22 protein-coding genes are annotated in these 26,935 nt (G+C 57.6%); 12 read left to right on the top strand and 10 right to left on the bottom strand.

Annotation, left to right across the window (positions count from 1 at the left end):
* Nucleotides 1-190: 190 nt before the first annotated feature.
* Complete coding sequence (locus L3J03_07110; GenBank protein MCF6290745.1) at nt 191-445, bottom strand: hypothetical protein; 255 nt, start codon at nt 443-445, stop codon at nt 191-193.
* A 23-nt stretch (nt 446-468) separates the two neighbouring features.
* Nucleotides 469-864 carry a secondary thiamine-phosphate synthase enzyme YjbQ gene (locus L3J03_07105; GenBank protein ID MCF6290744.1) on the bottom strand — a complete coding sequence of 132 codons (396 nt, stop codon included), beginning with the start codon at nt 862-864 and terminating at the stop codon, nt 469-471.
* Between the two features lie 359 nt (nt 865-1,223).
* Between L3J03_07105 and L3J03_07100 the strand changes: the two genes are divergently transcribed.
* Nucleotides 1,224-2,777, top strand: a complete 1,554-nt coding sequence (locus tag L3J03_07100; GenBank protein ID MCF6290743.1) for a sigma 54-interacting transcriptional regulator — start codon at nt 1,224-1,226, stop codon at nt 2,775-2,777.
* A 240-nt stretch (nt 2,778-3,017) separates the two neighbouring features.
* Here L3J03_07100 and glnA read toward each other — a convergent pair whose 3' ends face one another.
* From glnA to L3J03_07080, 4 genes are all read right to left on the bottom strand, one after another.
* The gene (gene glnA / locus L3J03_07095; protein MCF6290742.1) at nt 3,018-4,346 is read right to left on the bottom strand and encodes a type I glutamate--ammonia ligase; all 1,329 of its coding nucleotides are present in this window, start codon (nt 4,344-4,346) and stop codon (nt 3,018-3,020) included.
* Nucleotides 4,347-4,752: 406 nt separating this feature from the next.
* Nucleotides 4,753-7,278 (bottom strand): [protein-PII] uridylyltransferase, encoded by a 2,526-nt coding sequence (gene glnD, locus L3J03_07090; protein MCF6290741.1) that lies wholly within the window; start codon nt 7,276-7,278, stop codon nt 4,753-4,755.
* Nucleotides 7,279-7,347: 69 nt separating this feature from the next.
* A complete protein-coding gene (locus tag L3J03_07085; GenBank protein ID MCF6290740.1) occupies nt 7,348-8,547 on the bottom strand; it encodes an ammonium transporter in 1,200 nt (399 codons plus the stop codon).
* A 356-nt stretch (nt 8,548-8,903) separates the two neighbouring features.
* On the bottom strand, nt 8,904-9,098 hold the full coding sequence (locus L3J03_07080) for a hypothetical protein (GenBank protein ID MCF6290739.1): 195 nt from the start codon (nt 9,096-9,098) through the stop codon (nt 8,904-8,906).
* A gap of 533 nt (nt 9,099-9,631) precedes the next feature.
* Here L3J03_07080 and L3J03_07075 point away from each other — a divergent pair.
* The 10 genes from L3J03_07075 (at nt 9,632) to L3J03_07030 (ending at nt 20,447) form a co-directional block, all read left to right on the top strand.
* Entirely contained in the window at nt 9,632-9,970 is a 339-nt protein-coding gene (locus L3J03_07075) for a P-II family nitrogen regulator (GenBank protein ID MCF6290738.1), read from the top strand.
* A gap of 193 nt (nt 9,971-10,163) precedes the next feature.
* On the top strand, nt 10,164-11,483 hold the full coding sequence (locus L3J03_07070) for an ammonium transporter (GenBank protein MCF6290737.1): 1,320 nt from the start codon (nt 10,164-10,166) through the stop codon (nt 11,481-11,483).
* 276 nt (nt 11,484-11,759) lie between these two features.
* Complete coding sequence (locus L3J03_07065) at nt 11,760-12,542, top strand: hypothetical protein (protein ID MCF6290736.1); 783 nt, start codon at nt 11,760-11,762, stop codon at nt 12,540-12,542.
* 190 nt (nt 12,543-12,732) lie between these two features.
* Nucleotides 12,733-13,518: a type 1 glutamine amidotransferase gene (locus L3J03_07060; protein MCF6290735.1), complete on the top strand. Its 786-nt coding sequence runs from the start codon at nt 12,733-12,735 to the stop codon at nt 13,516-13,518.
* 11 nt (nt 13,519-13,529) lie between these two features.
* The gene (locus L3J03_07055) at nt 13,530-14,840 is read left to right on the top strand and encodes a hypothetical protein (GenBank protein ID MCF6290734.1); all 1,311 of its coding nucleotides are present in this window, start codon (nt 13,530-13,532) and stop codon (nt 14,838-14,840) included.
* 243 nt (nt 14,841-15,083) lie between these two features.
* The gene (locus L3J03_07050) at nt 15,084-15,566 is read left to right on the top strand and encodes a MarR family transcriptional regulator (protein ID MCF6290733.1); all 483 of its coding nucleotides are present in this window, start codon (nt 15,084-15,086) and stop codon (nt 15,564-15,566) included.
* A 272-nt stretch (nt 15,567-15,838) separates the two neighbouring features.
* A complete protein-coding gene (locus L3J03_07045; GenBank protein ID MCF6290732.1) occupies nt 15,839-16,630 on the top strand; it encodes an outer membrane lipoprotein-sorting protein in 792 nt (263 codons plus the stop codon).
* Between the two features lie 6 nt (nt 16,631-16,636).
* Entirely contained in the window at nt 16,637-17,875 is a 1,239-nt protein-coding gene (locus L3J03_07040; protein MCF6290731.1) for an ABC transporter permease, read from the top strand.
* Nucleotides 17,876-18,160: 285 nt separating this feature from the next.
* Nucleotides 18,161-19,492, top strand: a complete 1,332-nt coding sequence (locus tag L3J03_07035; GenBank protein ID MCF6290730.1) for a TolC family protein — start codon at nt 18,161-18,163, stop codon at nt 19,490-19,492.
* Nucleotides 19,493-19,496: 4 nt separating this feature from the next.
* On the top strand, nt 19,497-20,447 hold the full coding sequence (locus L3J03_07030) for an HlyD family efflux transporter periplasmic adaptor subunit (GenBank protein MCF6290729.1): 951 nt from the start codon (nt 19,497-19,499) through the stop codon (nt 20,445-20,447).
* A 29-nt stretch (nt 20,448-20,476) separates the two neighbouring features.
* Here the strand turns inward: L3J03_07030 and L3J03_07025 are convergent, their stop codons facing one another.
* The 3 genes from L3J03_07025 to L3J03_07015 form a co-directional block, all read right to left on the bottom strand.
* Nucleotides 20,477-21,277 carry a glycosyltransferase family 2 protein gene (locus L3J03_07025; protein ID MCF6290728.1) on the bottom strand — a complete coding sequence of 267 codons (801 nt, stop codon included), beginning with the start codon at nt 21,275-21,277 and terminating at the stop codon, nt 20,477-20,479.
* A 70-nt stretch (nt 21,278-21,347) separates the two neighbouring features.
* Entirely contained in the window at nt 21,348-22,433 is a 1,086-nt protein-coding gene (locus L3J03_07020; protein ID MCF6290727.1) for a glycosyltransferase, read from the bottom strand.
* 4 nt (nt 22,434-22,437) lie between these two features.
* On the bottom strand, nt 22,438-23,688 hold the full coding sequence (locus tag L3J03_07015; GenBank protein ID MCF6290726.1) for a glycosyltransferase family 4 protein: 1,251 nt from the start codon (nt 23,686-23,688) through the stop codon (nt 22,438-22,440).
* Between the two features lie 253 nt (nt 23,689-23,941).
* Between L3J03_07015 and L3J03_07010 the strand changes: the two genes are divergently transcribed.
* Nucleotides 23,942-25,336 (top strand): polysaccharide biosynthesis C-terminal domain-containing protein, encoded by a 1,395-nt coding sequence (locus tag L3J03_07010; protein MCF6290725.1) that lies wholly within the window; start codon nt 23,942-23,944, stop codon nt 25,334-25,336.
* A gap of 212 nt (nt 25,337-25,548) precedes the next feature.
* Here L3J03_07010 and L3J03_07005 read toward each other — a convergent pair whose 3' ends face one another.
* On the bottom strand, nt 25,549-26,697 hold the full coding sequence (locus L3J03_07005; GenBank protein ID MCF6290724.1) for an SGNH/GDSL hydrolase family protein: 1,149 nt from the start codon (nt 26,695-26,697) through the stop codon (nt 25,549-25,551).
* Nucleotides 26,698-26,935: the final 238 nt, after the last annotated feature.

Below are 26,935 nucleotides of genomic sequence, written 5' to 3'. Positions count from 1 at the left end.
CCCGGTCCAACCTCAAACGTACGGGGTTTACCGAAACCTTACGTAAATATTTTAGTTTTTACGAAAGCATCATCCTTGTCGGTCTCGCAACAACCCGCTCGACGGACGTGATTCGTCTTGTAACTTGTTGATTTTATTGGGTGGCATTTGAAGCCTTTCGGGTTGTTACGAGTTCATCATCCTTTGATGATTAAAAAAAACAATGGTACTCGCGATGGCTCAGGTGGTGGCGGAGCAGGCGGAAAAGATGGTCCACCAGGTCGTTGATCTCCGCATCAGTCAAGCGGGGGGCCAGGGTTGCCTGCAGCTCCGGGTCGGCAAAGGCGGCGAGGAGCGCGGCCAGCGAACGCTCGTCCGTGGCCCGGTCCAGGCCGAAACAGATTTCGTCGGCTGCTCCGGCCGGATTCCGGTCAAGGGCAATGGGGTGTGCTTTTTTATTGTCCATAAGTGATTCCGGGCCAGTAGGCCTTAGAGGGGGCGCCACCAGACCTTGCGGGAGCGGGGTCCGTCGAACTCACAGAAAAAGATCCGCTGCCAGGTGCCGAGCCTGGGCCGGCCACTTTCAACGATAACGGTCACCGAACTGCCGATCAGCGAGGCCATCAGGTGGGCGGGCGAGTTGCCTTCCAGGTGTCGGTAGGGATAGTTTCTGGGAACGAGCTGGTCCAGGACCCCGATGAGATCACTCTGCACCGCCGGGTCGGCCCCCTCGTTGATGGTCAGGCCGGCGGTGGTGTGGGGGTTGTAGACCAGCACGGCGCCATGGTTGATGTCGGCGCCGGCCAGTTCCCGGGCAAGCGCATCGGTGATATCCACGAACTCCATCTTGCTGGAGGTGGTTACGGTCAGGGTCCTGTCTGCCATTGATCACACCGTGTAATTTTATGTTGTTCGACAAAACGCTCGTGAGGAGTCGTGATGGGCTTACTGATTCATTTTCTACGGCCAAAAGTGTATTCATTTTCCCGGCAGGGGTCAATATCTTTGTCTTTGCGGGCTGATCGACGATAATGCTATTGACGCGAGCCGGTTCAGCGGATAATTATAGGCCGGTGATTGTGGAAATCCAAGGGGATTCAGTATTTGTCGGTCTCGCAACAACCCGCGAGACGGACGTGTGTCACGTTGTAAGTTGTTGGTTTCACTGGGTGGCATTTGAAGCATTTCGGGTTGTTACGGGTTCATCAGTATTTAACTTCGTATATTGAGGCAAATTACCGTCCATGGGCGCAGAGGAAACCATAAATAAGGAACTTGTCGATCTCACCTGTCTGTATGAGATCACCAGGGTGCTGGCATCAACCATGGACCTGCGTGATTGCCTTGAGGAGATCATGGCCATTCTGTCCAAAAAAAAGGAGATGGTGAACGGCACGGTGACCATTGTCAATCCAACCACCGGTCAGTTGGAGATCGAGGTGGCGCACGGCCTGAGTACCGAGGCCCGGAGCCGCGGCAAATACAAGGTCGGCGAGGGAATCACCGGCCGGGTGGTGGCCTCCGGCGAACCCATTGTCATCCCCCACATCGGCGCGGAGACCAACTTCCTTGACCGGACCGGGGCCCGGAGCGAGACCCATAAGCAGAAGAACTCCTTTCTCTGCGTGCCGATCAAGCACGATCTGCAGACCTTCGGCGCCCTGAGCATCGACCGGGCCTACCGGGAAGACCTGAACTATGAAGAGGACCTGCTCTTTCTGACCATCATAAGCGGGCTGCTCGCCCAGACCGCCCACCGGATCCAGCTGGTTAACGAGAGCAAGGCCCGGCTCCGGGACGAGAACATCGAGTTGCGGCGGGCCCTGTCCGAGAAGTACCGGATCGCCAACATCATCGGCAACAGCAGCCGGATGCAGGAGGTCTTTGAGATGATCCACCGGGTGGCGGACTCCAACGCCACCGTGCTGCTCCGTGGCGAGTCCGGCACTGGTAAGACCCTGGTGGCCAGGTCCCTGCACCACAACAGCAAGCGGGCCAAGAAGCCCTTTGTGGTGGTCAACTGTTCGGCCCTGCCCGAAACCCTGCTGGAGAGCGAGCTGTTCGGCCACGAGAAAGGGGCCTTTACCGGGGCCCATGTCGCCAAGAAGGGCCGTTTTGAAATCGCCGAGGGCGGGACCCTGTTTCTCGACGAGATCGGCGAGTTGAGCCAGCCGGTCCAGGCCAAGCTGCTGCACGTGGTCCAGGACCGGATCTTCCAGCGGCTGGGGAGCAGCACCTCGATCAAATGCGATGTGCGGCTGGTGGCCGCCACCAACAAGGACCTGGAAACAGCAGTGGCGGAGAAGCATTTTCGCGAGGATCTCTACTACCGGCTCAATGTTTTTCCGGTCTACCTGCCGCCGCTCAGGGAACGGCGCACCGATATCCTGCTGCTGGCCGAGTATTTTCTGGAAAAATATACCACTGAGAATAAAAAGCATATCCCCCGGATCTCCACGCCGGCCATTGATATGCTTCTACAGTATCACTGGCCGGGCAATGTTCGCGAACTCGAGAACTGCATGGAACGGGCCGTGCTCATCTGTGATCATGACTCGATCATGAGTTATCACCTGCCGCCCTCCCTGCAGACCTCGGAGAGTGTGGACTCGGACAGGCCCCTCTCTTTTGCCGCCAGCGTGGCCAACTTTGAACGGGAGTTGATCGTCGAGGCGCTCAAACAGACCAACGGCAACCAGACCCGGGCCGCCCAGTTGCTGGATACCAGCCTGCGGATCATCAACTACAAGATTCACCGTTACAAGATCGATCCCAGAAAATTCAAGCTCAACAAGTAGTGTCTGTTCCGCAGTCACATCGACAGGAACAAAAAAACGGCTGCCTCCCCGGGGAGGCAGCCGTTTTTGCTGGTGTTGGCGACAAGGCGGAAACTAGTGTCCGTCCAGAAATGAGCAATTTCGTTCAAGATCAAGGATCGCGAAAAAAATAACCGGAGTCATCTAAATGATATTACGAGGATTATTTTTTGAGCATGACGCCGAGATTGGGCGAAAGGGCCATTTCTGGATGGGCACAAACTAATAGATCTTCAGATACTCAGCCATCTCCCAGTCGGTGACCGCGATCCGGTAGCTGTCCCACTCGGCCTCTTTGCCGATCACGAACTTCTCAAAGATGTGCGATCCCATGGTCGCCTTGGCAATGGAGCTTTTCTTCAGATCGACCAGGGCCTCCTGCAGGGAGGCGGGCATGTTGGCGATCTTGGCCCGTTTTTTCTGCGCCGGGCTCATGTGGTAGATGTTGAGGTCGGTGGAGGGTGGCGGGCTCAGTTTGTTTTTCACCCCGTCCAGGCCGGAGTTCAGCATCATGGCAAAGGCCAGGTAGGGGTTGCAGGTGGGATCCGGGCAGCGGACTTCGATCCGGGTGCCCATGCCGCGGGCCGCCGGGACCCGGACCAGGGCGCTCCGGTTGGCGGCGGACCAGGCCACGTAGACCGGGGCCTCGTAGCCGGGCACCAGCCGTTTGTAGGAGTTGATCAACGGATTGGTTACCGCGGCAAAACCCCGGGCGTTTTTTATGATTCCGGCAATGTACTGGTAGGCTACCTCGCTCAGCTGCAGCGCGCCCTTTTCGTCAAGAAAGGCATTGGAGCCGTCCAGGTTGAACAGCGACTGGTTGGTATGCATGCCCGAGCCGTTGATTCCAAAGACCGGTTTCGGCATAAAGGTGGCGTGCAGGCCGTAATTCTTGGCAATGGTCTTGACCACGTACTTGAAGGTGACGGTGTTGTCGGCCGCGGTCAGGGCGTCGGCGTATTTAAAGTTGATCTCGTGCTGGCCCTCGGCCACTTCATGGTGGGAGGCCTCGATCTCGTAGCCCATCTTTTCCAGGGTCTCGATGATCTCGCGGCGGCACTCGATGCCGTTGTCATCGGGGTCAACGCTGAAATAACCGGCAGTGTCGTTGGTCTCGGTGGTGGGGTTGCCCTGGTCGTCCTTGTTGAACAGGAAGAACTCGCACTCAGTGCCCACGTTCATGGTGTAGCCCATCTCCCTGGCCTCGGCCAGGACCCGCTTCAGGTTGACCCGGGGGCAGCCCTCGAACGCGGTGCAGTCGGCCTTGTGTATGTCGCAGATGATCCGGGCCGCGGCCACGCCTTCCTTGTTCCGCCAGGGCAGGACCACGAAGGTGTCGTAGTCGGGCACCAGGTACATGTCCGATTCCTCGATCCGGGCAAAGCCGTCAATGGAGGAACCGTCGAACATTATCTTGCCGTCCAGGGCCTTTTCGATCTGGCTGTGGGGAACGGCGACGTTCTTCATGTGGCCGTTGATGTCAACGAACTGCAGCCGGAAGAAATGGACGTTTTCCTTGTTAATAATTTTCAGTATTTCATCTCTGGTCATGTTCTGATCTCCTTAATTCGCTTTTGGATAGTAAGGGTAATCGTTTCCTGTTGGTGATCTGATATTAAAGCCCCTTGCCGCTGCTTGCGCACGCGAAATTTCACGGTTCAGAGGATTAACCGGATTGGCCGCGCCCCGGTGAACCGTTGCGGATTTTCATATAACCGCGCCTCGCCTGCAAAACAGGGTGCGGGTCATGCGTTCACGGGTTCAAGTCATGGTCCTGAAGAATCCCATTGGCCTTTAACCGGCATGCAATTTTAAGCAAAAACAGTGCCACGTCTGCCAGGTGGTTGTCAACATGTTGTTGTTACGCCTGTTTACTCCTGTCCGGGTCCTGCTGGTCCGCATTGTTTTACTACATTAATGTAACTGACGGTTATATTTTTTTCAAAATTGTGAAAAATTATCGACCCCTGGTGACAACGAACATCAGGCTGGCCCGGATCTCTTCCTTGAGAACCGGGTCCAGGATTTTGTCACCGTAATTGTCCCGGACATAAAAGACATCCACTACCTGTTCCGCCTCCTGGGCGATCTTGGCCTGGAAGATGTTGATTTCAAAGTCGGCCAGGGTCCGGGTGACCTCGTAGAGCAGGCCGGGCCGGTCCCGGGAAAATACCTCGATGATGGTGTGGGTGTCAGCGGTTTCGTTGTCGAGCAGGACCTTGGCCCGGTCGTTGCCGGCCTGGGGGGCGGGCCGCCGGATCGGCTGCAGTTTGCGATGGAGGCGGTGGGTGAGGCCCAGACGGTTGGTAATGGCGGCCCGCAGGTCATGTTCGAGTTTCCGCCAATCCTGTTCGGCAAAGCTGCTGTTAATGGCCGGAGCCACCTCCAGGGTATCGACCACCGTGCCGTCCGGCCAGGTGAAGATCTGGGCCCTGTGCACGTTGATGTTGTGCAGGGCGAGGACGCCGCAGATCTTGGCCAGGAGCCCGGGCCGGTCCCGGGCAAGCAGCAGCAGGGACCAGTGGTCTGCTTCCTCAACGGCCTGGAAGGCCAGTTTTGTATAGTTCAGGTCCTGGCGCCGCCTGATATGGTCAACCACGTTTTCCGGGGCAAAGCTGAGCAGATAATCGTCGGGCAGCTCCTCAATATCAAGCTCCAGGGGCGGGGGACGGAGTTTCCTGATCTGGCGGCGCATCCACTTCGCGCCCTTGCGGCGGTCGGGCAGGGCCATCTCGGCCCGGTCCAGGATCAGGGCGATTTTCAGGTACAGTTCCAGGAGCAGGGCCCCCTTCCATTCGTTCCACACGCTGGGGCCGGTGGCCCGGGCATCGGCAACAGACAGGAGATAGAGCATGGCCAGCCGCTGCGGGTCGCGGATCCTGTCGGCGCAGCGCAGGATAAACGCCTCGTCCTCAAGGTCGCGGCGCATGGCGGTCATGGTCAGGAACAGGTGGTTGCGGACCAGGAAGGCAAGGGTGTCGCGCTGTTCCGGGCTCAGACCCAGGCGGGCGCCGATCCCGGCCACAAGTTCGGCCCCCTTTTCCTCGTGGCTGCCGCCGCGCCCCTTGCCGATATCGTGAAGCAGCCCGGCCAGAAACAGGAGATGCGGGGCGGAGAGGGTGGCAAGGATCCTGGCCTCTTTCCCGCTGAGCCGGTGAAGCTCAGCCACGGTCTGGAGCAGGTGGCTGTCCACGGTATATACATGGTAGACGTCATGCTGGGCCAGGGATTCCACTGCGGCGAATTCAGGGATATAGGCGCTGAGCAGCCCGGTTTCCAGCAGCGCGTCCAGGGCCTGGGAGCCGCTGTCCCGGACGAGCAGATCAAAAAAAGATTTGGCCGCCCTTTTGGAACGGCGCAATCGATCGTCCACCAGGGCCAGGGATTCCCGGATAAGTTTCTTGGTCCGGTGATGGATCGGGGTCCGGTTCCTGGCCGCCAGGGCGAAGATCCGCAGCAGCAGGACCGGTTTCTTGCGCAGCAGCTTGGGGTCAACGAGGTGGAGCCGCTCCTGGCGAAGTTCGATCCCCGGCTCCAGCGCCCGTTGTCCGGCCCGGTCCGGCGGCGGTCCCAGCACCTCGCGTACATGCTCGAAGAACAGCTCGCTGTTCACCGCCACGGTCCGCATGTGCTGGTAGAGATCGCGCATGAAACATTCCACGTCCAGGAGTCCGCCGGTGTTTTTGTAGTCCAGGGCCTTGGCAATTTTTTCCTGGTGCTCGAAGAACAGCTGGTCGTTTTTGCGGGACCCCAGATAGTGGAGGCGGTTTCTGACCCGGACGAGAAAGTCCCAGGCCTGTTCAAACTGTTCCCGCTCCCGTTCCAGGAGCAGGCCGGCCTCTTGCATGGCCGCAAGGTCGGCCAGGCCGAAGATGACCCGGGCGGTCCAGAGCATGGCCTGGATGTCCCGGAAACCGCCCCGGTTTTCCTTGATCTGCGGTTCCAGTAAAAAGGACTGGGTGCCGAAGCTGTGATGGCGCTTCCGCCGGAAGTCGAGCATCTTGTCCAGGAACGGTTTGCGGTGGCCCTCGATAAACTCCTGGCCGAAGCTGTCCCGGAAGTGGTCAAAGAGCCGGCCGTTGCCGGCCAGGAAACGATTATCCACCAGCGAGACCTGGAAAAAGAAATCCTCCTGGGCGTCGATAATGCACTGCTCCACGGTGCGGACACTGTGACCGACCTCCAGGCCGGCATCCCAGAGAGGGTAGATGACCGTCTCGATGACCGGGTTGAGGCGGTCCTTCATGGCCGGCTCATAGAGGAGCATGAGATCAACGTCGGAAAAGGGAAAAAGCTCCTGCCGGCCGTAGCCGCCGGTGGCCACCAGGGCCAGGCCGGACCCGGCCTCCCTGCACCGGGTAAAGCTCTCGACGATGAACTCGTCCAGCAGGGCGCTATGTTGTTTGAGCAGGGCTCGGCCGCTCATGCCCTGTTGCCATAAGGATTCAAGGGCTTCACGCCGGGCCCGCAGTTCCCTGGACATCAGATGACAGCATCCGTTTTGAACGGCTTGATAATCGCTTCGATTTTTTTCATGGTCGCCTACCTTGGCTTAAGAGGTATAGCCGGTTTCGTTGTGCTCGGACAGGTCGAGCCCCTGGACCTCGGCCTCTGTATCAACCCGGACACCGAAGATCATGTCAACGACCTTGAGGATAATGTATGTAACGATCATGGAATAGGCAATGGTCGCCAGGGCGCCGTAGGCCTGAATCCAGAGCTGGCCCGGGTTGCCGAAGAAGAGTCCGGTGGCGCCGATTGAGGCGAACAGCCCGGTGGCCAGGGCGCCCCACAGCCCGCCGATTCCGTGTACCGCAACCACGTCCAGGGCGTCGTCATAGCCGAGCCTGGATTTGGCGAGCACGGCCAGGTAGCAGATTACGCCGGCAGCCAGGCCGATGATGATTGCGGACATCGGACCGACAAAGCCGGCCCCGGGAGTGATCGCTACCAGCCCGGCCACGGCGCCGGAGGCCGCTCCCAGGGTGGTGGGTTTTTTCTGGATCAGCCATTCGGCAACCACCCAGGAAAGGGCGGCCGCGCCGGTTGCGACCTGGGTGGTGAAAAAGGCCAGGGTGGCTGTTTGATTGGCTGCCAGGGCGCTGCCGGCGTTGAAGCCGAACCAGCCGAACCAGAGGATGCCGGCGCCCAGGATGGTCATCGGCAGGTTGTGGGGGTGCATCGACTCCTTGCCCCAGCCCTTTCTCTTACCAATATATATGGCGGCGACCAGGGCTGCGGCGCCGGAGTTGATGTGGATGACGGTTCCGCCGGCAAAATCCAGGGCCCCGTGGCTGCCGAGCCAGCCGCCGCCCCATACCCAGTGACACACCGGCAGGTAGACCAGGGTGGACCAGAGCAGGGTAAAGGCGAGAAAGGCGGAAAATTTCATCCGCTCGGCAAAGGCCCCGCTGATCAGCGCCGGGGTGATGACGGCGAACATCATCTGAAAGGCGACAAAAAGCAGGTGGGGGATGGAATCGGCATAGGGTCCCGGTTCAAGCCCGACTCCGCTCAGGCCGGCCCAGTCAAGGTTGCCGATGAAGCCGCCCACGTCCGGGCCAAAGGCCAGGGAATAGCCGTAAAAAACCCAGACAAGCGAAATAAGCCCCAGGCAGATAAAGCTGTTCATGATGGTGGCCAGTACGTTTTTCGAGCGGACCAGGCCGCCGTAGAAAAGGGCCAGGCCCGGGGTCATCAGCATGACCAGGGCCGAGGCTACAAGCATAAATGCGGTGTCGCCAGTGTCCATGAAGTTTCCTCCGTGCAATCCAGATAATTTTTTGTCAGTTGCCTTTCACCCACGGCAATATCCGTGCCGAAGAGCTGTAAAATCATATAACAAATTGTTTTGTATAAATTATTTCTCTTTGGCCCATGGTGCTGTCCTGGGGGAAGTTGTACAACCACGTGATATTAGTCTGCTCGTATTACATATTTGTAAACAGATTGCCCTGCCCCTTGGTGGCGGCCCGGGCAAGATGCTTTCGTTTTTGTAACATATTCTGGTTCGCTGCTTCCCTTTCCCTTGTGTTGCCGGGGAGAGGCGGCGGCCGGGATTGGCGTCCCTGGGAAAGGTCCTTCCGCTTCAAGTTCATCTGGGCTGAATCAACTGTTTGTGGCGTGATATCCGGTTGTTCCGCGCCTTGCGCCATTGCGGCGATGTAAACATTCAGTAACCCTCCTCCTGTCGGGAAAGGGGTCTTCTTCTACCAACGGCCGCTCCATTGAGAAGGGCCGGCTGTTCATAAACAGGCTATCAAGCAGGAACTCGCTTCGCCGCAACGGCGATTCGGAACCCATAAGCATATCATGCCGAAGTTGTTTCAAATTCCGCTTTTGCCGTCACGGCCGCGGCTCAGGGTCCGCTACACCGTTCGGTATAAGAAAACCCCTTTCCCGGTCCAACGTCAAACGTACGCGGTTTACCGAAACCTTACCGGCGATATTACATGAATCGATAGTTTTTAGTTGCGGGTAATGGTTTTGGTTAAACCGAGGCCAGCGGTACATTATTGTAATTTATTGTGCTCCGCCCGGAGGCATAAATTACAATAATGTTATTATGGTTTGGCGGGGATTGGTGGCGGGGAATTATTTGTGTATGATTAAGTTGTATTATATCGAATGGTTGCGGTTACTGTTTTGTGAAAAATTTCTGTTTGGCACGCTTCTTGGATATGCCTTCACATACTGCGTACAGCGACTGTTTCGTTGTTTCGGAACATAACGAATGCCTCCGGTTCTCCGGCATGCAATGAAGTTGATGCGATGCCGGGCCGGCCGGGCAACTCCCCCGATGCTTCAGGGGCTTACCAAGAAAGGAGGTTGGAGCAATGAAGAAAATTGAAGCCATCATCAAACCATTCAAGCTGGATGAGCTGAAGGCAGGGCTCTCGGACATCGGGGTGCAGGGTATGACCGTGACCGAGGCCAAGGGCTTCGGCCGGCAGAAGGGGCATACTGAAATCTACCGGGGCGCTGAATATGTGATCGATTTCATCCCCAAGGTCAAGGTGGAGATCGTGGTGCCCGGGGACCAGGTGGAAAAGGTGGTCGCAACGATCATCGACTCGGTCAAGACCGGCAAGATCGGCGATGGCAAGATCTTTGTCCTGCCGGTGGAATCAGTCTGCCGGATCAGGACCGGTGAAAAGGATAATGACGCCATCTAGATAGTGCCCATCCAGAAATGGCCCTTTCGCCCAATCTCGGCGTCATGCTCAAAAAATAATCCTCGTAATATCATTTATATGACTCCGGTTATTTTTTTCGCGATCCTTGATCTTGAACGAAATTGCTCATTTCTGGGCAGACACTAGATAAGCGTTACAGATTTGTAAGTTTCTTTACAGGGAGGATGTACCAATGAAAAAAGTGTTATGCACGGCAGCGCTGCTGCTGGCCATTCCGGCGGTAACCTGGGGGGCGGACGAGGCGCCCACCATTATCACCAATGCCGATGCCATTGCCGCTGTCCAGACCAATCTCGATTATGTATGGACCCTGGTGGCCGCGGCCCTGGTCTTTTTCATGCAGGCCGGTTTCGCCATGGTGGAGGCCGGTTTCACCCGGGCCAAGAACGCGATCAATATCATGATGAAGAACCTGATGGACTTTTCCATGGGCTCGCTCTTCTTCTGGGCCATCGGTTTCGGGGTCATGTTCGGTACCACCTCCACCGGCTGGTTCGGCACCAATGGTTTTTTCTTAAGCGATTTCAGCGTGGGCGGCGACCCCTGGGTCCTGGCCTTCTGGATGTTCCAGTGCGTGTTCGCGGCCACCGCCGCCACCATTGTTTCCGGGGCCATGGCCGAACGGACCAAGTTCGTCGGTTACCTTATCTACAGCGCCGTACTCTGCGCCTTTATCTACCCGGTGTTCGGCAGCTGGGCCTGGGGCAGCCTGTTTCACGGCAACGGCTGGCTTGAGGGTCTGGGCTTTATCGATTTCGCCGGTTCCACCGTGGTTCATTCCATCGGCGGCTGGGCCGCCCTGGCCGGGGCCGTGGTCCTCGGGCCGCGGCTGGGTAAATACACCAAGGAAGGCAAGGTCCGGCCGATTCCCGGTCACAACATTCCCCTGGCCGCCCTGGGGGTGTTCATCCTCTGGCTGGGCTGGTTCGGGTTCAATCCGGGTTCGACCACCGCCGGTATCACCGATATTGCGATGATCTTTGTCAACACCAACCTGGCGGCGGCCGCCGGTGCGGTGCTGGCCATGTTCGCCTCCTGGGTGATGTTCAAGAAGCCTGACGTGGGCATGAGCTTGAACGGCGCCCTGGCCGGTCTGGTCGCGATCACCGCCGGCTGCGCCAACGTCACCCCGGCCAGTTCGGTGGTCATCGGCGCGATTGCCGGTGTCCTGGTGGTGTTGTCGGTGGTCTTTTTCGACCGGATCAAGATCGACGACCCGGTGGGCGCGGTCTCTGTCCACGGTGTCTGCGGCGCCTGGGGAACCCTGGCTGCCGGCCTGTTCAACATCGGCGGGGTTACCACCAAGATCATCGGGGTCCAGTTGACCGGGATCGCGGCCGCCTTTATCTGGTCCTTTGGCGTGGCCTTTATTCTGTTCAAGCTGATCGATCTTGTCATCGGCCTGCGGGTCAGTGAGGAGGAAGAGATGATCGGCCTTGATATCGGCGAGCATGGTGCCCATGCCTATAACGACTTCCAGGTAACCAAGTAGGTAAGTGCCCGTCCAGAAATGGCCCTTTCGCCCAATCTCGGCGTCATGCTCAAAAAATAATGCTCGGAATATCACATATATGCCTGCGCTTATTTTTTTTCGCGATCCTTGATTTTGAACGAAATTGCTCATTTCTGGACAGACACCAGGTAACCATTCTGCTTCCGGGCCGGCCGGGCTCCGGCTGTTGATTCCGGCCGGCCCTGGAGCATCATTAATCCAAGCAACTGGTTGGCTGTAAAAAAGGTCAACCATAACGCACCAAGGAGAAAGAAGATGAGAGTTAAAGCAGGAAATGTGTTGATGACCGGAATCCTGGCACTGGGAATTTATGGCGCGATCGGCGTCAATGGTGTCCAGGCCGAAGAGGAGAAACCTACAGCCGAGGCGAGCGTGGCTGTTTACAGTCAGTATCTATGGCGCGGCTATGAACTCAGCAAGGACAGTATGGTGATCCAGCCCTCGATCACCGTGGGGTATAAGGGCTTTGCCGCCAACCTGTGGGGCAATCTTGATACCAGCCAGGCCGGTATTGGCAAAAATTTCAATGAAACCGACCTGACCTTGTCCTATGACTGGACCATGGCCGGGGTCGGCTTCTCGGCCGGCTATATCTACTATGGCTTGGAAGCCCCTGTTCTGGATTCCCAGGAATTCTATCTGAGCGCGGGACTGGACACCATCCTGGCCCCGACCCTGACCGTGTACCGCGACAGCGATCAGTACCCGGGCTGGTATGTCAGCCTCGGGGTGTCCCATTCGCTGCCGCTGGGCGACGCCTACACCCTGGACCTCGGCGGTCATGTCAGCTATCTGGGCGCGGATGACGCGACCACCCTGGCCGATCCCAACGATCCCACTGCCGCCTACAGCGCCTTGCATGACGGCATGGTTTCGGCCTCGATCTCCGTGCCGGTCAACAACTACGTCACCATCACCCCGGAGGTGAACTACACCTTTCCGTTGAGCAGTGATGCCTCTGACCTGCTCAAGGCGACCAACCCGTCGGCTGATGCCTGCTTTGTCTACGGCGGGGTGTCGTTGAGTTTCGCTTTTTAAGGTTAACCTCTGACATCTACATGGGGCCGGCCGACCTTTTCCCCCTCCCCCGGTCGGCTGGCCTCTTTTTTTCACTTTCTCGCCAATGTGGACGAATACGTGGGAAGAGATCGCATACAGATTTGGGGGTAATGATACCGCGGGGTTACACATCTCGTGATCAGTTACAAGAGATCAAGGTGCAGCAGCCATGGCAACCACGCTTCTAGTTATGCAACATACCCCCTGGGAAGGACCGGGAAAGCTGCTCCTGGCCGCGGCCGGCCGTCATCGCTTACGGCTCGCCATTTTCCGGGCCTGGCAGGACCCGTTTCCCGACCTGCAGGACTATCAGGGTCTGATCATCCTCGGCGGCAGCCCCAATGTGGACCAGGAGAAACAGTACCCTTTCCTGGCCGATGAAAAGGTTTTCATTAAAGAGGCCGTCTCCCGGGACCTGCCCTGCCTCGGTTTCTGTCTCGGCCACCAGTTGCTGGCCCATGTCCTGGGGGCGCGGGTCGGCTTCAATTTTGCCCCCAGCGTCGGTTTTATCACCGGGTTTCTTACCCATGCCGGGCGGGAGCATCCTTTTTTTGCCGGTCTGCCCCGGGAACTGAGCCTGTTTAAATGGCATGGCCAGGCAGTGCTGGAACCGCTGCCCCATTACCTTGCGGTACTGGCCACCTCGGGTGACTGCCAGGTGGAGTCCTTTTCCGTGGTCGGCCGGCCCCATATTGTCGGGGTTCAGTTTGACAACCATGCGGCCGCTCCCGAGGATGTGGCCACCTGGCTTGCGCGGGACGGCAAATGGCTGGCCGCGCTCAGCGAGAAAAAAAACATTGATCCGGCAATGATTCTGGCCCGGGCCCGGGCCCTGGCCGCGGTCCTGGACAAGGAGTTTGCCCTTTTATTCAAAAACTGGGTAGGATGTGTCAAGAACAGCCGTCGCACCGGCCGGTCCGGGAATCGGGCTCCGGCGGCCGGCTTCAGCCTGTAAGGGATCAGCTGATGTACACATCGACCAGTAAGGATACCATCTTCCGTCTTCTGGAACAGAACGGACCGTTCGCCATCACCGAGAAGGCCCTGGACACCAGGACCTTCTCGCCGGCCGGCCGGCGCCGGGCCCGGATGCTGGCGGAAACCGGGCTGGCCACCCGTTACCGGATTGTCCGCAACCTGATTTTCGAGTTTCTCAATGTCGACTCCTATGGCCAGATTCGCCGGCTCCTTGATGATGAGCCCGGCCGCCGGGAGACCAGCCGCCGGGCATATGGGCTGCTCGGCAGCATGTTCGGGATCAACGGCAACGAGCGGGAGCGCATTTCCGCGATTAACGGTTATTCGCGGACCGCGGACGGGGTGATCCGCTATCTGCGGAATACGGTGCTTAGCCCCTATGCCCCCTATATCGAGTTGACCAACGAGATCGACGCGATCAGTGACCCGGTGAAACTGCTGCTCATTCTTTTTAACGACCGCTATCATCTGAAGGCGCGTTTCGAGGCCAAGCGCAAGCTGGTGTTGATGAACCTGGCCGCCGCCATTGAGCAGCGGGAGCGGGAGATGGATATCGAGCAGAAGTTCGCCCGGTTCCTCGATTTTCTGAACGCCCATGTCTGGAGCAAGGAGGCCAGGATCGGTGAGCTGGAGCCGGCCTTTCTGGTCAGCCGCCATGATCCGGAAGATTTTTCCTGTACCGGGGTGACGGTGGTTCCCTGGAGCCGGGGGGGTGAATTTCCCCCTGAGCCCGGCCGTAAACTGACCCTGATCAAGCGGCGGCGTTTCCACGCCCATGGTCGCAAGATTCCGATCTACGTTACGGTACGGAAAAAACCGCCCGAGGCCAAGGTGTTGAAACTGCTGCGCAAGGGCGAGGAGAACCCGGCCGTGGCCGTGGATGACGAGTTGGGCCTGATGGGGGTGCTGGACCGGGTCGGTGATGTGCGGATCTTTCAAGAACACCTGACCGAGAGCGCCATCCGGGCCGGCTCCTTTCTCACCCTGGAGGATGTCTCCGATACCCTGACCGGCGAATCCCGGCGGGGCGGCAGTGTCGGCAGCGCCCCGCGGACGCCGATGCTCAAGTTTTTCGCCCGGATGGGCGGGATGCGGGTGGAGTTCATCATCCACACCAACCGCAGTTATCTGAACTATATCTACCAGCGGGACGTGTCCCATAACGAGTACGAGGTCCGGCGGCTGTTCGACACCGGCGTGGCCGGGCTGTTCTTTCCCCGGGAGATTTATCTCCTGGACATGGACGCGATCAAGGACGATCTGCTGCGCCGGTTCCGGCAGCGGATCGAGACCGAGTGACCGCCGGCACTTGGTTGCTTCCGGCGAATGCCTAACTTTTCCTTTCTTCTTGACAGCGGCAGGGGAACCTATTAATCAGGTAGCGTTCACCAGGCGCAGAATCCCGGCGGATTCTTCCGGCGTTGTAACCCCGGCCGAGAAGTCCGGGCCCGGGGCGCGTGAAAGATTGTGGCCGGACCGGGCCGCAAGGGCGGCGGATGATCAGGGCCCGGGCCGGGAAAAACAGAAGTTCTTGGAAAAACTATGAGTGATGGTCATAACCTGTCGGGCCTGCAGCTTGTCGAGTACCAGACGAACCAGCTGCAGGAGTTGATCTCCGACCTGCATTCCTGTTGCCAGGACAAGGTCATAATGGAGGCCCGGCGTTTCGACCTGCCGCCGGCCGAGGTCAAGTGTCTGCTGGTGTTTTCCGGCCACCGCTACCTTACCGGCCAGGAGATCGCCGGTCTGCTCGAGGTGGCCAAGAGCAGGGCCACGGTGATCCTCGACGGGCTGGAGAGAAAGGGCTTTGTCCACCGGAGCCCCGATCCCAACGATGCCCGGGTCAAGCTGGTCGGCCTTACCCCCGAGGGGTTGAAAAAGGTGAACGAGATGGAGGCCTTCATCTTTGACCTCCACCTCAAGCTGTTGAACGAGATCGACTCCAGCCAGCGGCCCATGGTCATCGCGGCCCTGGAAAATCTCCGCCACGCCATGAATATCGTCAAAATGCAGCTCCAGGAGTGACCGGAGGTCTCTGCTGGAGCTAACTCCCTTTCCTCTAATTTTTTCTTCCGTCTTCCGTCCTCTGTCTTCCGTCTTCTGTCCTCTATCCTCTGCTTGCCCACCGTAGCTTCATGCATAGGCGGGTCTTCTGTTTTTTTTCAGCTTTTCCCTTGCATTGTCCTTGGACCCTGGTTTATGTGGATTAACGAGGAGTTGTTTGCTTCCGAACCACCCGGCTTTCCCTGAAACAGGAGTCCTGGGAGGCCGCCTACGGGAGATCATGGGATTCCGTTATGACCGGAAAACGGATTGTTCGCATATTTTCTCTATTGCTTGCCGGACTGGTGCTGTTCCTTAATGTCCATTCCGTATCTTCCCAGGAGGTCCAAAAGGAGATCCGGGACGCCCGGGTCCTGATCAGGGGGAGCTATGACCTTATCCGGGGCAAGTCCTCGATCTCCCTGGTGGAGGTGCATATCCACCGGCCCGGCTGGGACCGGAGATTCACTGTCAAGGCCTGGACCCGGGGCCTGGACGAGAGTCTTTTCTTTATCACCGAGCCGGCCCGGGACCGGGGCAACGGCACCCTGAAAAAGGGGCGGCAGATGTGGATCTACAATCCCAAGGTGAACCGGGTGATCAAACTGCCGCCGTCAATGATGTCCCAGTCCTGGATGGGCTCTGATTTTTCCAACAACGACCTGGCCCGTTCCGACACCCTGATTAACGACTATACCCATACCATTGTCGCGATTGAGAACCAGGGAGGCAAAAAGGTCTACCTGATCCGCTCGCTGCCCAGGCCCGGGGCCCCGGTGATCTGGGGACAGCAGGAGCTGAAGATCCGCGAGGATTTCATCCTGCTCAGCCAGATTTTTTTTGACGAGGACCTGGAGCCGGTCAAGGTGATGACCACCTCGGAAATCGTCAACCTGGGCGGCCGGCTCCTGCCCCGGGTCTGGCGGATGCAGGCCCGGGACGCGGAAGACGAGTATACCGAGTTGATCTACCGTGAACTCGAATTTGTACCCAGCCTGGCCGGCCGTTTTTTTACCCTGTCCCGGCTGAGAAGTCCCCGGAGGTGACCGGCGGTGTTTCCTGATCTGAAAATGGCCTGGCGCAACATCTGGCGCAACCCCCGGCGGACCCTGCTCACCGTGGCGGCCATTGGTTTTGCCTCCCTGGTGCTGATCTTCATGCTCTCCTTCCAGCTGGGCAGCTACCAGGCGATGATCAATTCCGCGGTCACCATTGATACCGGCCATCTCCAGGTCCAGGCCGCCGCGTACCGGCAAAAGAAGTCCATGCGTCTGGTGGTGGCTGATCCGGCCGTGGTGGACGCGGTTCTCGATAGCGTGCCGGCCATTCGGGCCTATACCTCCCGGGCCTCCGGGTTCGCCCTGGTCTCATCCGCCCAACGGACCTACGGGATACGGGTGACCGGTATCGATCCGCGGTCCGAGCCCCGGGTGTCCAGGTTGAAGAAACTGGTCCGGAGCGGTCGCTTTCTCAACAACAGCGACCGCGACTCCGCCCTGGTCGGGATCCTTCTGGCCCGCAACCTGCGGGTGGCCCCGGGCGATGAACTCACCCTGCTCGGCCAGGGCCGGGACGGCTCGGTGGCCGCCGCGGTGGTCACGGTAAGGGGGATTTTCAAGTCCGGGATAGCGGAATTCGACCGCAGTGCCCTCTATATCCCCCTTGCCGCTTTCCAGGATATCTTTGCCATGGATGGGGCGGTACACAAGGTGGTGGCAATCTGCAACAGCCTTGACGAGGTGGCCCCGGCCAAGCAGGCCGTGGCCGCCGGCCTGGCCCGGGCCGGTGCCGGGAAAACCCTCAGGGTCCTGGATTGGCAGGAACTCATGCCCGGCCTGCTCCAGGCCATTCAACTGGACCTGGTCAGCGGTTTCATTTTCTACCTGCTCCTGGTGCTGGTGGTGGCCTTCAGCATTCTCAACACTTTTTTAATGGCCATCTTTGAACGGACCCGGGAGTTCGGGGTGCTCATGGCCCTGGGGATCACCCCGGGCCGGCTGACCCGGTTGCTGCTCCTGGAATCCCTGGGCCTGACCATGGTCGGAATCGCGGCCGGGATCATCGGCGGCGGTCTGTTCACCTGGTATTTCCAGGTGCATGGACTGGATTTTTCCGGTTCCTCGGAGATCCTGGCCGAATACGGGATAGAGGGGCGGCTGTACCCCCGGCTTTCCCTGCTTTCGCTGCTGGCCGGTCCGCTGGTGGTCATGGTGATCACCTTTTTCGCCGCCCTTTATCCGGCCTTTAAGGTCAGGAGGTTGAAGCCGGTGGAGGCCCTGGCCGCTAACTGACAGAGGACAGAGGACAGAGGACTGAGGACTGAGGACTGAGGACAGAGGACTGAGGACTGAGGACTGAGGACGGAGGACTGAGGACAGAGGACAGAGGACAGAGGACAGAGGACTGAGGACAGAGGACTGAGGACTGAGGACAGAGGACTGAGGTGGTTGAGCAATGGGAAAGAGCAACGGGTAACGAGCGATGAGTGCTGAATTCAACATTCAACATTCAAAACTCAAAATTATCCCTGTTACCAATAACCACGAACCCGAAAGTACGCTTTGGGCGGATGAACAATGAATAGCATACAAGAAAAGGGGAAACGGGCCGGCGTTGTTTTTCTATTACTGGTTTTGTTTGCCGCCTGTAATCTGCCGGGAGTCCGGCCGGCCCGGGCTGAAGAATCAGGTCCGGAAACAGGAGCAGCCGCCGGTGCGGAGCGCATGGGTTTTGATGCCGCTGTTCAGCTTGCCTTGAAGCAGTCACCGGATCTCGATCATACCGGGCTGGAAATCGATATCCGCCGGCTGGATGAAACCGACAGCCGCTATTCTTTTGTTCCCACTGTATCGCTCCGGGTAAGCCATTATCTGACCGAGGGCACCTCGCTCGCCCTGGTCACCGATCCCTACAATCCCTTGGAAGCTCATTTCTCCCTCAAAATCAGGAGACTGTTGACCAGGGTGGCTTCTTTACGTCATCTGCAGTCCATTGACGCCGGCATCCATGACCTGGCCCGGATGTTCCTGGAGCTGGACAATCTTGAACAACAGCGCCTTCTCCTGGATGAACGATTGGCACTGGCCCGGCAAAAGCAGATGTTCGGCCAAAATCGATTTTCGGCCGGGGCTGTTTCCAAACTGGAACTCCGGATAATCGCCCGGCAAGTGGATCTGATCCGGATCGAGCGTGATCGGATTGCGCTTTCCGCGGACCTGCTCTTAAAAAATCTGCGTTCTTTCCTGGGAATGACGGAGACTGCGCCGTTCAAGCCCGCGGTCAGTCACTCCGCAAGCCAGGTCCTGGGTGATTATGGGCCGGACTCGGCAACCATTGAACAGTTTCAGGCCCACTCCTTTGAACTCCGCATTCAGGAGTTGCAGAAACAACTGCAGGAGTGGAATATCACCCTGGCCTATGCCGAATATGTGCCCAAGCTGTCCTTTGGGGTTAGAAAGCCGGATATATTGAGTTCAGGCACGGACGATGATTTTCATCTGTTGGTCGGGATCAGCTTTCCCCTGTGGGACGGGTTGAAGCGGCGCCGCAATATATCACGCCAGAAATTGATTTCGCGGCAATATGGAGTTGCCATGGCCCGCAGGGAGCAGGAACTGACCCGCCAATGGCAGGCGGCCCGGCAAGAGTTGCAAAACGCGGCCGTGGATTTGAAACAGGCGGCAGCGGCCGAGGAACTGGCCAGGCTCAGGGCGGAGCAGAGCGGGCTGCGCTATGGGGCCGGCGAACTGGCCCTGCCGGACGATCTTGATGCAAAAACAGCATATATCGAAGCCCGGGGAAAACATCTTGGCAAGCAGCTGGATTATGACCTGGCGGCATTAAAGATCAGGTTTCTCTGCGGAGATCTATTTAACAGTCATGTAAACGTTGCCGGCCTTGAGGAGTGATCTGATGTATAATATCAATATGTTGAAAGGTGCGGGGCGGTTTGTTTCGGTTGTGGCCGTCCTGGGGGCCATCCTGCTCCCGGTTTGCCTCCGGGCCGGGGAAGTGAGCGTGGATGGCACCACCGCGTCGCGGGCCTCTGAGATCATATTAACCGGTAAGGTCTTTTGCTCGCTCAAACGACAGGTGGTCCTGCCTTTTCACGGGGTTGTTCTTTCGCTCCAGGTCCGCCCGGGGCAGCAAGTAAAGAAAGGGGATGTCCTGGTCCGTTATCGTCTCGACCCCGGGGAGGTCCGGAAACTGAGCCTTCGTTATTCCGATCTGAAACTTCTTGAGCTGGAGGTGAGGTTGCTGGAGATGGAGACAAAGATCGCCGACCTCGGGGACCGGGAGCGGGAACTGGCGCTCCTGGCGCAAAAGGAGCTGGCACCGGCCAGAAGCAGGGAGCATGCTGCAATGCAATTGCGGGTCCTGCGGGAAAGGCGGAAACTGCTGCAAAAGCAGCTGCATTGGGAGCGGCAGCTGAAAAACAAGGAAAGAAAGCTTATTGAAGAACAACTGGGAAGATCAATCAACGGCCATATTTCCGGTGAGGCTGTTCTGCTCTCACCCATGGACGGGCATATCATCTCAATACATCCGGAGGTCCGGGCCGGCGCGGAGTTGAAATCCGGCACCCCGGCGGTGCAGGTGGGAGTAATGGAACCGATGCTGATCCGGGCCCGGGTCCATGAGATTGAGTCAACCCGGCTTTCCCCCGGCGACCTGGCCGAATTTTCCCTGGAGTCCATTCCGGGCCGGATGTTCGAGGCCCGGATAAACAGTATATCCTGGACCTCCACGAGCATGAGATTGGACCAGCCTTCATACTATGAAGTGGAGTTTGTTCTGCCGAACCCGGAGTTGGTTTTGAAGGAGGGCCTTAAGGGAAGGCTCGTGCTGCGGCCGCACCGCTGATTTTTTATATTTCCTTGAGGCGGTGGGTATCAGGGCCGCGGATTTTTCCCGCCGCTGGATCCGGGCGAACCGGGGTTGAGTTTCCTGCCGGTGCGCGAGAAGATGGGAAATCGGACCCAGCCCCACTTTTGCAGGACATACTTGACCGAGGTGAGCAGGACCCCGAGGCCGTATTTTATGCTTCTGGACAGATTGATTGAAGATGCCTCGGGAAAGTATCGGGTGGGGCAGGAGGCCTCGCCTATCTGAAAACCAAAGGCAATAACCTGGACCAGCATCTCGTTGTCAAAGACAAAATCGTCGGAGTTCTCCCGCAGGGGCAGGGTTTCAAGGACCTGCCGGGAAAAAGCCCGGAACCCGGTGTGATACTCGGACAATTTGGCCCGGAGCAGCAGGTTCTGGATCAGGGTCAGAAAACGGTTGGCAACATATTTATAGAGCGGCATGCCGCCCTGTCTGGTTCTGCCGCCCAGGATCCGGGAACCGATGGCCACGTCATATTCACCGCTGGCCACGAGGCCTGCCAGGGCCGGGATTATCCGGGGGGAATACTGATAGTCGGGATGAAGCATGACCACGATATCCGCTCCCAGGCCCAAGGCGTCGGTATAGCAGGTTTTCTGGTTGGCGCCGTATCCCTTGTTACGGGGGTGCCTGGTATATTTTATTCCTAACCGCCGGGCAACTTCAATCGTTTCGTCCTGGCTGGCATCGTCAACCAGCAGGACGTTGTCAACGATGTCGCCGGGGATGTCGTGAAAGGTTTTCTCAAGGGTCAGTGCGGCGTTATAGGCCGGCAGGACGACAACCACTTTCTGTCCGTTCAACATAACAAAATTTCTCGCTTATATTTTTTGCATGAATGGGCAACCGGACCGCCGTTGCCGGTGCGTTGTTTTTTCAGTTGATCCCGGCAGCCTCCAGGAACACCGCTTCCGTCCGTCGAACCATGCTGTTCAACGAGTGGTGGGCAAGAACTCTTTCCCTGGCTCTGCGTCCCATTTCCACCCGCAGGTGTTGGTCCATAAGCAGTCTGCTCAGGGCGTCGGCCAGTGCCTGGGGATCGTTCGGTTTCACCAGCAGGCCGGTCCGGCCCTCATCCACCAGTTCTGGAATGCCGCCGATAGGTGTGGCCACAACCGGCAGACCGGTGGCCATTGCCTCGATAATGACATTGGGTGAGCCCTCGCCAGTGACGGCCGGCAGGGTAAATACCGTGGCCTGCTTTAGGAACGGCCTGATATCGGCTGTTCCGGCTATAAGTTTTACCCGTGAGGACAACCCGCGGGAGCTGATTGCGCGTTGAAGATTCTTTTTGAGGGGCCCGTTGCCAAGGATGAGGAGTCGTGCTGTGGGGATTTTCTTCTGGACCAGATCGAACCCGGCCAGAAGATTGAGAGGGTCCTTGTCCGTAACCAATCTGCCCACAAAGAGGACAGTGGGGGGGGCATCCACCGGCGCTGAGACGGGATGAAAAATATCCGGGTCCACTGCGTTGGGGATAACAGCTATCCGGTCCGGGGGCACGGAAAAACGGCGCGTCATGATTTTCCGCAATATTTCGGCATTACAGATAGTCCGTTTGCTTAAGCGCCAGAGCCATTTTTCGTGCTGCCGGGGCAGAAGATTTCTGTATCCGGAGACAATGGCCGGTACTCGGACGAGAGTTCCCATAATTCTTCCCCAGATATTCGGCACCACGGTAAGCGTATAAAGAATCCGGGGCCGGGTCAGCAGGAGACGGCAGAAAAGATGCACCAGGGCAAAAGGCCCCACCCGTGCGGACCGGGACAGATGGATGATCCTGACGTTGGTTTCGCGGGCAAGGGGCAGCATGTCGTCGCCACCCCGCAGGATCCAGAGTTCAGGGCTGAAAAGGTTGCGGTCCAGGTGTTTGAGCAGGTGCAGGGCATAGCGCTGGGTGCCGCCGAATTCAAGGTCTTGCAGAAGCACCACCAGGCGACAGGGATTTGATCCGGTGTTCATGCCGTTATCCGGTGGAAAGGGCCTCGGCGGGCCCGGGGGCGGAGTTTGCAATGATCAGGTCCATGACCTTTTGATAGTTCCTGCCTGAGTCGAATTTATTGAGCACCACCTTCCGTCCCTGTTCGGCCATGGCCAGGGCCGCCTGCCGGGAGCCTGCCAACTGCCGGACGGCCCGGGCCAGGGCCGCGGGGTCCTTTTCCGGAACCAGTACTCCGTTGACGCCATTGGTAATGAGTTCCGGAATCCCGACAATATCGGTTGATATAACCGGGACCCGGTGCAGCATGGCCTCAAGCAGGACGTTGGGCAGACCGTCCCGGTCGCCGGATGAATGGACCACGCTGGGCATCAGAAAAATATCAGCCGTCCGCAACAGGGCCGGGACCCGGTTGTGGGGAATAAAACCGGGAAAGCTGATGCGTTTGTCAAGTCCCAGCCGGCGGGCCAGCTGTTTTAGCCGTTTTCGGTGGGGTCCGTCACCGGCCAGGGTCAATTGAAAGTCGAGGCCGGAATCCAGGAGAATCCGGCAGCAACGGATGAGATGGTCAAATCCCTTTTTGCCGACGAATCTTCCCAGGGCCAGGAGTTGCAGCGGAGCCTGCATGGCAACCGGGGCCGGGCCGGTTTCCTTAAGCGGGACACCGTAGTAGGTCAGGTGGATCTTGCCCATGTCGTTGCCGGCAAATTTCTTCATGTAATCGATATTGTGTTGGGAGATGTTCCTGACAAAAGTGGCGTTGTGGATTTTATCACTTAAGACCCCGTCGGTGGGATAGATGTCCCGGGCATGGGCGGTAAAGCTGAAGGGGATGCCCGTTAACAGGGAGGCCTGCCAGGCGGCGGTGGCCGGGCCGCCGGCCCAGGGGGCGTGGATATGTTCGATTTTTTCTTCCTGAAAGCGGCGGGCCAGGTGCAGGGAGCAGAGAAGGGCCCACATGTTTTCCGCGGTCTTCTCCAGCCCGCGCCAGCGCTTTTCAGGCACCGACCAGAGTAGTTTAACGAGACAACGGCGGTCACGTTTCCACCAATAGAGAAAATCCGCAAAGATTTTTTTCAGGAGCGGCAGGCCCAATCTTTCGACATCTCCGGCACCTGCCTCCATCTCCGGTGACAGTCCCGCGGCCCTGGTGCCATAGAGGCAGAAAACCATTACCGGCAGTCCCAATTTCCGTAAGGTATTCACCTCGTTGAAGATGAAGGTCTCGGAGGCCTTGGGAAACCATAAAAGGATATAAGCGGTCCTGGGTGGTCTCACGAGCCGGTTTCCCTTCCGATGATTATTTCCAGGCGCCGGTCCGGACCCGCGGGAAAGTGTGCCGTTGCCTGAGAATCCGTTGTCAAAGCTTGAAGTTATAAAGTAACGCCTGTAGATTGTTAATGTTTTGGGCAAACATCATACTTTGTCGACCTTGAAGATGCGATAAAAAACCGTTTGCAAATGAAAGACCACAATATGTCATTGTTCAGTGTTCTGTTTTTTCATGGCCTGATAATCCCGGAGCCAGCGGATGGGGACTAAGAATTTCCTGGCCCGGGCAATGGCTTTGTCTGCCAGTAAAGGCATTCAGGACGGTTTTATTTCTCTGCTCCTTCTCTGGCTGGCCAGGACGGATCAGTCCGGTTACGGCCTTTTCATGTTCGGCATTGGCGTGGCCGCCATGATTCGGTCGGTCCTGGCCCTGGGGCTGGACCAGTATTCTCTGCGGGAGTTTTCTTTCTCCCTGCAGGGTAGAGGTGAGGTCCTTGCCCGGATCGTTCGAATAAAGATAATCCTGGGCGGGCTGATCCTGGCCGGTCTTGCCCTGTTCGGCTTCCTCAAAGGATGGAACAACACTCAATCCGTGGTGGTTCTGGCGATTGCCGTCGGTCAGGTCATGGACGGCCTGGCCGAGTCCTTTTTTAATCTATTCCGGGCCGAGGGCCGTCAGGTCAGGGAGGGGGGGTTCCGGGCCGGGGCCAACCTGGTCGGGGCGTTATATGGCGCAGCCTGCCTCCTCTTGGGACTGGGAGTGACCAGGCTGGTTTTTTTCCTGGTGATCTGCAACGGATTGAAACTCCTGGTGGCGGTCGTCGGAGCGCGCAGGTTAAAATTAACGCCCACCCTGACAAACAGGGGGGGGCTGCTCCCCGCGGGGCAGGCCGCTCATATCTTGCTCTTTGCCGGTGTCAGCGTCCTGGGCTCGTTTTACAATTATATCCAGATATTTCTGCTCAAGCAGTTTCAGCCGTTATCAGAGGTTGCATTCTATGGGGCGGCCTATGATCTGACCAGCGGTTTTTCCGGGCTTGTGTCCCAAATTATTATCGGCGCTGTCCTGTTCCCCAGTCTGGTTGCCGCCGCCGACCAGGGGAAGGAACAACTGGCCGGCAGGTTGCGTGAGTACTTCCGGCAGCTGATAATCTATGGGATGGGAGTAGTTTTTTTTCTGGGTACTCTCGGCGGCTGGTTTCTGCCCTTGTTGTACGGCTCGCCATTTCAGGCTGCCGTGCTTCCTTTAAAAATCCTGGCCCCGGCAACTCTGCTTTCTTTTGTCAACAACATGGCCATTTATGCCTTCATGGCAATGAGGCAGGAGCGGCGGCTCCTGCTTTTCCATCTCGTGCCGGCCGGCGTCAGCCTGCTGCTGGGCCTCTTGCTTATTCCGGTTGCGGGCGCCGTCGGGGCGGCGGGCAATCTTCTGGCCTGCCGGTTTGTGATGACCGTTATCATTATCAGCCAACTCCATCGTCATCTGCCGTTTATTAAACTGAAGGCGCTGAAACCAGTCTTCGTGGGGGGACTGGCTTGGGGGGGAGTATATTTCGTGTTGGGCAAGGTGCAGCCGGTCCTGGCCGCCATCGTCGCCCTGATAGTCTATGGCCTGGTTGTCCGATATTATGGAGTCCGCGGCAATGGGGACTGACGAGAAACAGTCCCCATTGCCAGGTTTAGTAACCGTTCACCAGGGGCTACAAATTTACGGAAACCACCGGCCTGTAAGCGTTGACCAGTGCCACGGATTCGTGCAAGCAGGCCGGCGAATCCATAGTATGCCTATGTGAGCCGGCCTGATCGTGCGAAGATGGGGTGCTGGTGAACGCTTACCAGGGGTTTAATCGTTGTGCTACCTCCCCATCACAGTTGCCGGGACGCGGCGATGTATGCCGCAACCTCTCCGGCAATCACTTCATTCCCTTCGGCAGAATAATGTCCTCCCGGCATATAGAGGGAAAACAAAGATGATTGGTCTGCCTTTTCCAACAACGCGTCCTGGGTTGGAATGACCACGGTATCCTTTTCAATTTCTTTCATCAAATCGGTGTAGACCGGTTGCCGGGCAAGCCGGAGCCGGATGAGATCAAGAATAATCGGAATGTGGACGATAAGAAGGTCGCTGCCTGCGGCCTCGATCTCCTGCTTGAATCTGTGTATCAGACTCAACGTCAGTATTGCCGACTCATTGTCCAGGTCATAGAAAAACGGGTCGGATTCCACTGGAGATACGGCCTCCTGAATAAGGGCGGCCAGTCTGCTGTTTAGCCAGAACGGGTCTTGAGAATATTTCGGGCCGAGGAAGTGTTCGTGGGGAATCAAGCTCCAGCTTGACGGGTTTTTAAGGATGGCGGATAATTGCAGCGGTGGAAGCGTGGGCACGTTTATCAACTGCAGGCCGTCATGGACGATGATAAATCGTGGTTTGGAAAAGGGTAGGCCGGTGTTGGGCTGATAGATGGGTTTTAACAGGTTTACGTTTCTCTGCACGTTCTCCATCAGCAGGCCAAACAGGACAATATCGGGTGATAACCTCTGGCCATGCTCCTGCCAGCGTAAAAATGCCTGGTCCATGCCATAGGCGCCCACAGCCATATTTATTACTTCGGCATTTATTCCGAGATGCAGAAGTTTTTTTTCAAGAAGATATCCCCAGCTGTTTTCAAAGGGGATTTCATCACCCCGCGAATAGGAATCTCCGATAATGAGGACTCGCAATCGATTCTCCGCAGGAGACATGGGGTATTCGACCGGCGCCATGGTACTTGTTCGAATTCCATAAGAATTGTATGCATAGAGTCCGTTCGATGAAATATTGTCCGGTCTCGGCGCCCATCCGAGGCGGGCGTCGTACCTGATACTGGTACGCCCGGCGGCTAGATATTCTGCCACTTTCTGCTGCATGGTCATGGCCGGTATCTGGTATGGCCTGAGAGTCCGTCCGAATATAATGAAATTGCCGTCCAAGTCATAGTCGCCCAGCAAACGGATGGCTGATTCGAATGCCAGCATGCAGACCAGAACCGAACAAAGTGACAACAGCAGGTTTTTGAAATAACGATTTCTCATGGGAAATGGAAAGGCTGACCCGATTGACGCGGTCAAACAGCGTAAACATTCAGTACCCCCCTCCTGTCGGGAAAGGGGTCTTCTTCTACCAACGGCCGCTCCATTGAAAAGGGCCGGCTGTTCATAAACAGGCTATCAAGCAGGAACTCGCTTCGCCGCGGCGGCGATTCGGAATCCATAA

This window comes from Desulfobacterales bacterium, assembly GCA_021647905.1.
GTDB lineage: Bacteria > Desulfobacterota > Desulfobulbia > Desulfobulbales > BM004 > JAKITW01.
Note: the sequence above shows the minus strand (reverse complement) of the source record. Positions and strands in the feature narration are given on the sequence as shown.

Excerpts from the sequence above, each read along its gene's own strand:
- L3J03_07100 (MCF6290743.1), top strand. The coding sequence starts at position 1,224 with ATGGGCGCAGAGGAAACCATAAATAAGGAACTTGTCGATCTCACCTGT.
- glnD (MCF6290741.1), bottom strand. The coding sequence starts at position 7,278 with ATGTCCAGGGAACTGCGGGCCCGGCGTGAAGCCCTTGAATCCTTATGG.
- L3J03_07105 (MCF6290744.1), bottom strand. The coding sequence starts at position 864 with ATGGCAGACAGGACCCTGACCGTAACCACCTCCAGCAAGATGGAGTTC.
- L3J03_07110 (MCF6290745.1), bottom strand. The coding sequence starts at position 445 with ATGGACAATAAAAAAGCACACCCCATTGCCCTTGACCGGAATCCGGCC.
- L3J03_07055 (MCF6290734.1), top strand. The coding sequence starts at position 13,530 with ATGTACACATCGACCAGTAAGGATACCATCTTCCGTCTTCTGGAACAG.
- L3J03_07020 (MCF6290727.1), bottom strand. The coding sequence starts at position 22,433 with ATGAACACCGGATCAAATCCCTGTCGCCTGGTGGTGCTTCTGCAAGAC.
- L3J03_07010 (MCF6290725.1), top strand. The coding sequence starts at position 23,942 with ATGGGGACTAAGAATTTCCTGGCCCGGGCAATGGCTTTGTCTGCCAGT.
- glnA (MCF6290742.1), bottom strand. The coding sequence starts at position 4,346 with ATGACCAGAGATGAAATACTGAAAATTATTAACAAGGAAAACGTCCAT.
- L3J03_07065 (MCF6290736.1), top strand. The coding sequence starts at position 11,760 with ATGAGAGTTAAAGCAGGAAATGTGTTGATGACCGGAATCCTGGCACTG.
- L3J03_07050 (MCF6290733.1), top strand. The coding sequence starts at position 15,084 with ATGAGTGATGGTCATAACCTGTCGGGCCTGCAGCTTGTCGAGTACCAG.
- L3J03_07070 (MCF6290737.1), top strand. The coding sequence starts at position 10,164 with ATGAAAAAAGTGTTATGCACGGCAGCGCTGCTGCTGGCCATTCCGGCG.
- L3J03_07030 (MCF6290729.1), top strand. The coding sequence starts at position 19,497 with ATGTATAATATCAATATGTTGAAAGGTGCGGGGCGGTTTGTTTCGGTT.
- L3J03_07060 (MCF6290735.1), top strand. The coding sequence starts at position 12,733 with ATGGCAACCACGCTTCTAGTTATGCAACATACCCCCTGGGAAGGACCG.
- L3J03_07025 (MCF6290728.1), bottom strand. The coding sequence starts at position 21,277 with ATGTTGAACGGACAGAAAGTGGTTGTCGTCCTGCCGGCCTATAACGCC.
- L3J03_07085 (MCF6290740.1), bottom strand. The coding sequence starts at position 8,547 with ATGGACACTGGCGACACCGCATTTATGCTTGTAGCCTCGGCCCTGGTC.
- L3J03_07005 (MCF6290724.1), bottom strand. The coding sequence starts at position 26,697 with ATGCTGGCATTCGAATCAGCCATCCGTTTGCTGGGCGACTATGACTTG.
- L3J03_07035 (MCF6290730.1), top strand. The coding sequence starts at position 18,161 with ATGAATAGCATACAAGAAAAGGGGAAACGGGCCGGCGTTGTTTTTCTA.
- L3J03_07075 (MCF6290738.1), top strand. The coding sequence starts at position 9,632 with ATGAAGAAAATTGAAGCCATCATCAAACCATTCAAGCTGGATGAGCTG.
- L3J03_07045 (MCF6290732.1), top strand. The coding sequence starts at position 15,839 with ATGACCGGAAAACGGATTGTTCGCATATTTTCTCTATTGCTTGCCGGA.
- L3J03_07080 (MCF6290739.1), bottom strand. The coding sequence starts at position 9,098 with ATGGGTTCCGAATCGCCGTTGCGGCGAAGCGAGTTCCTGCTTGATAGC.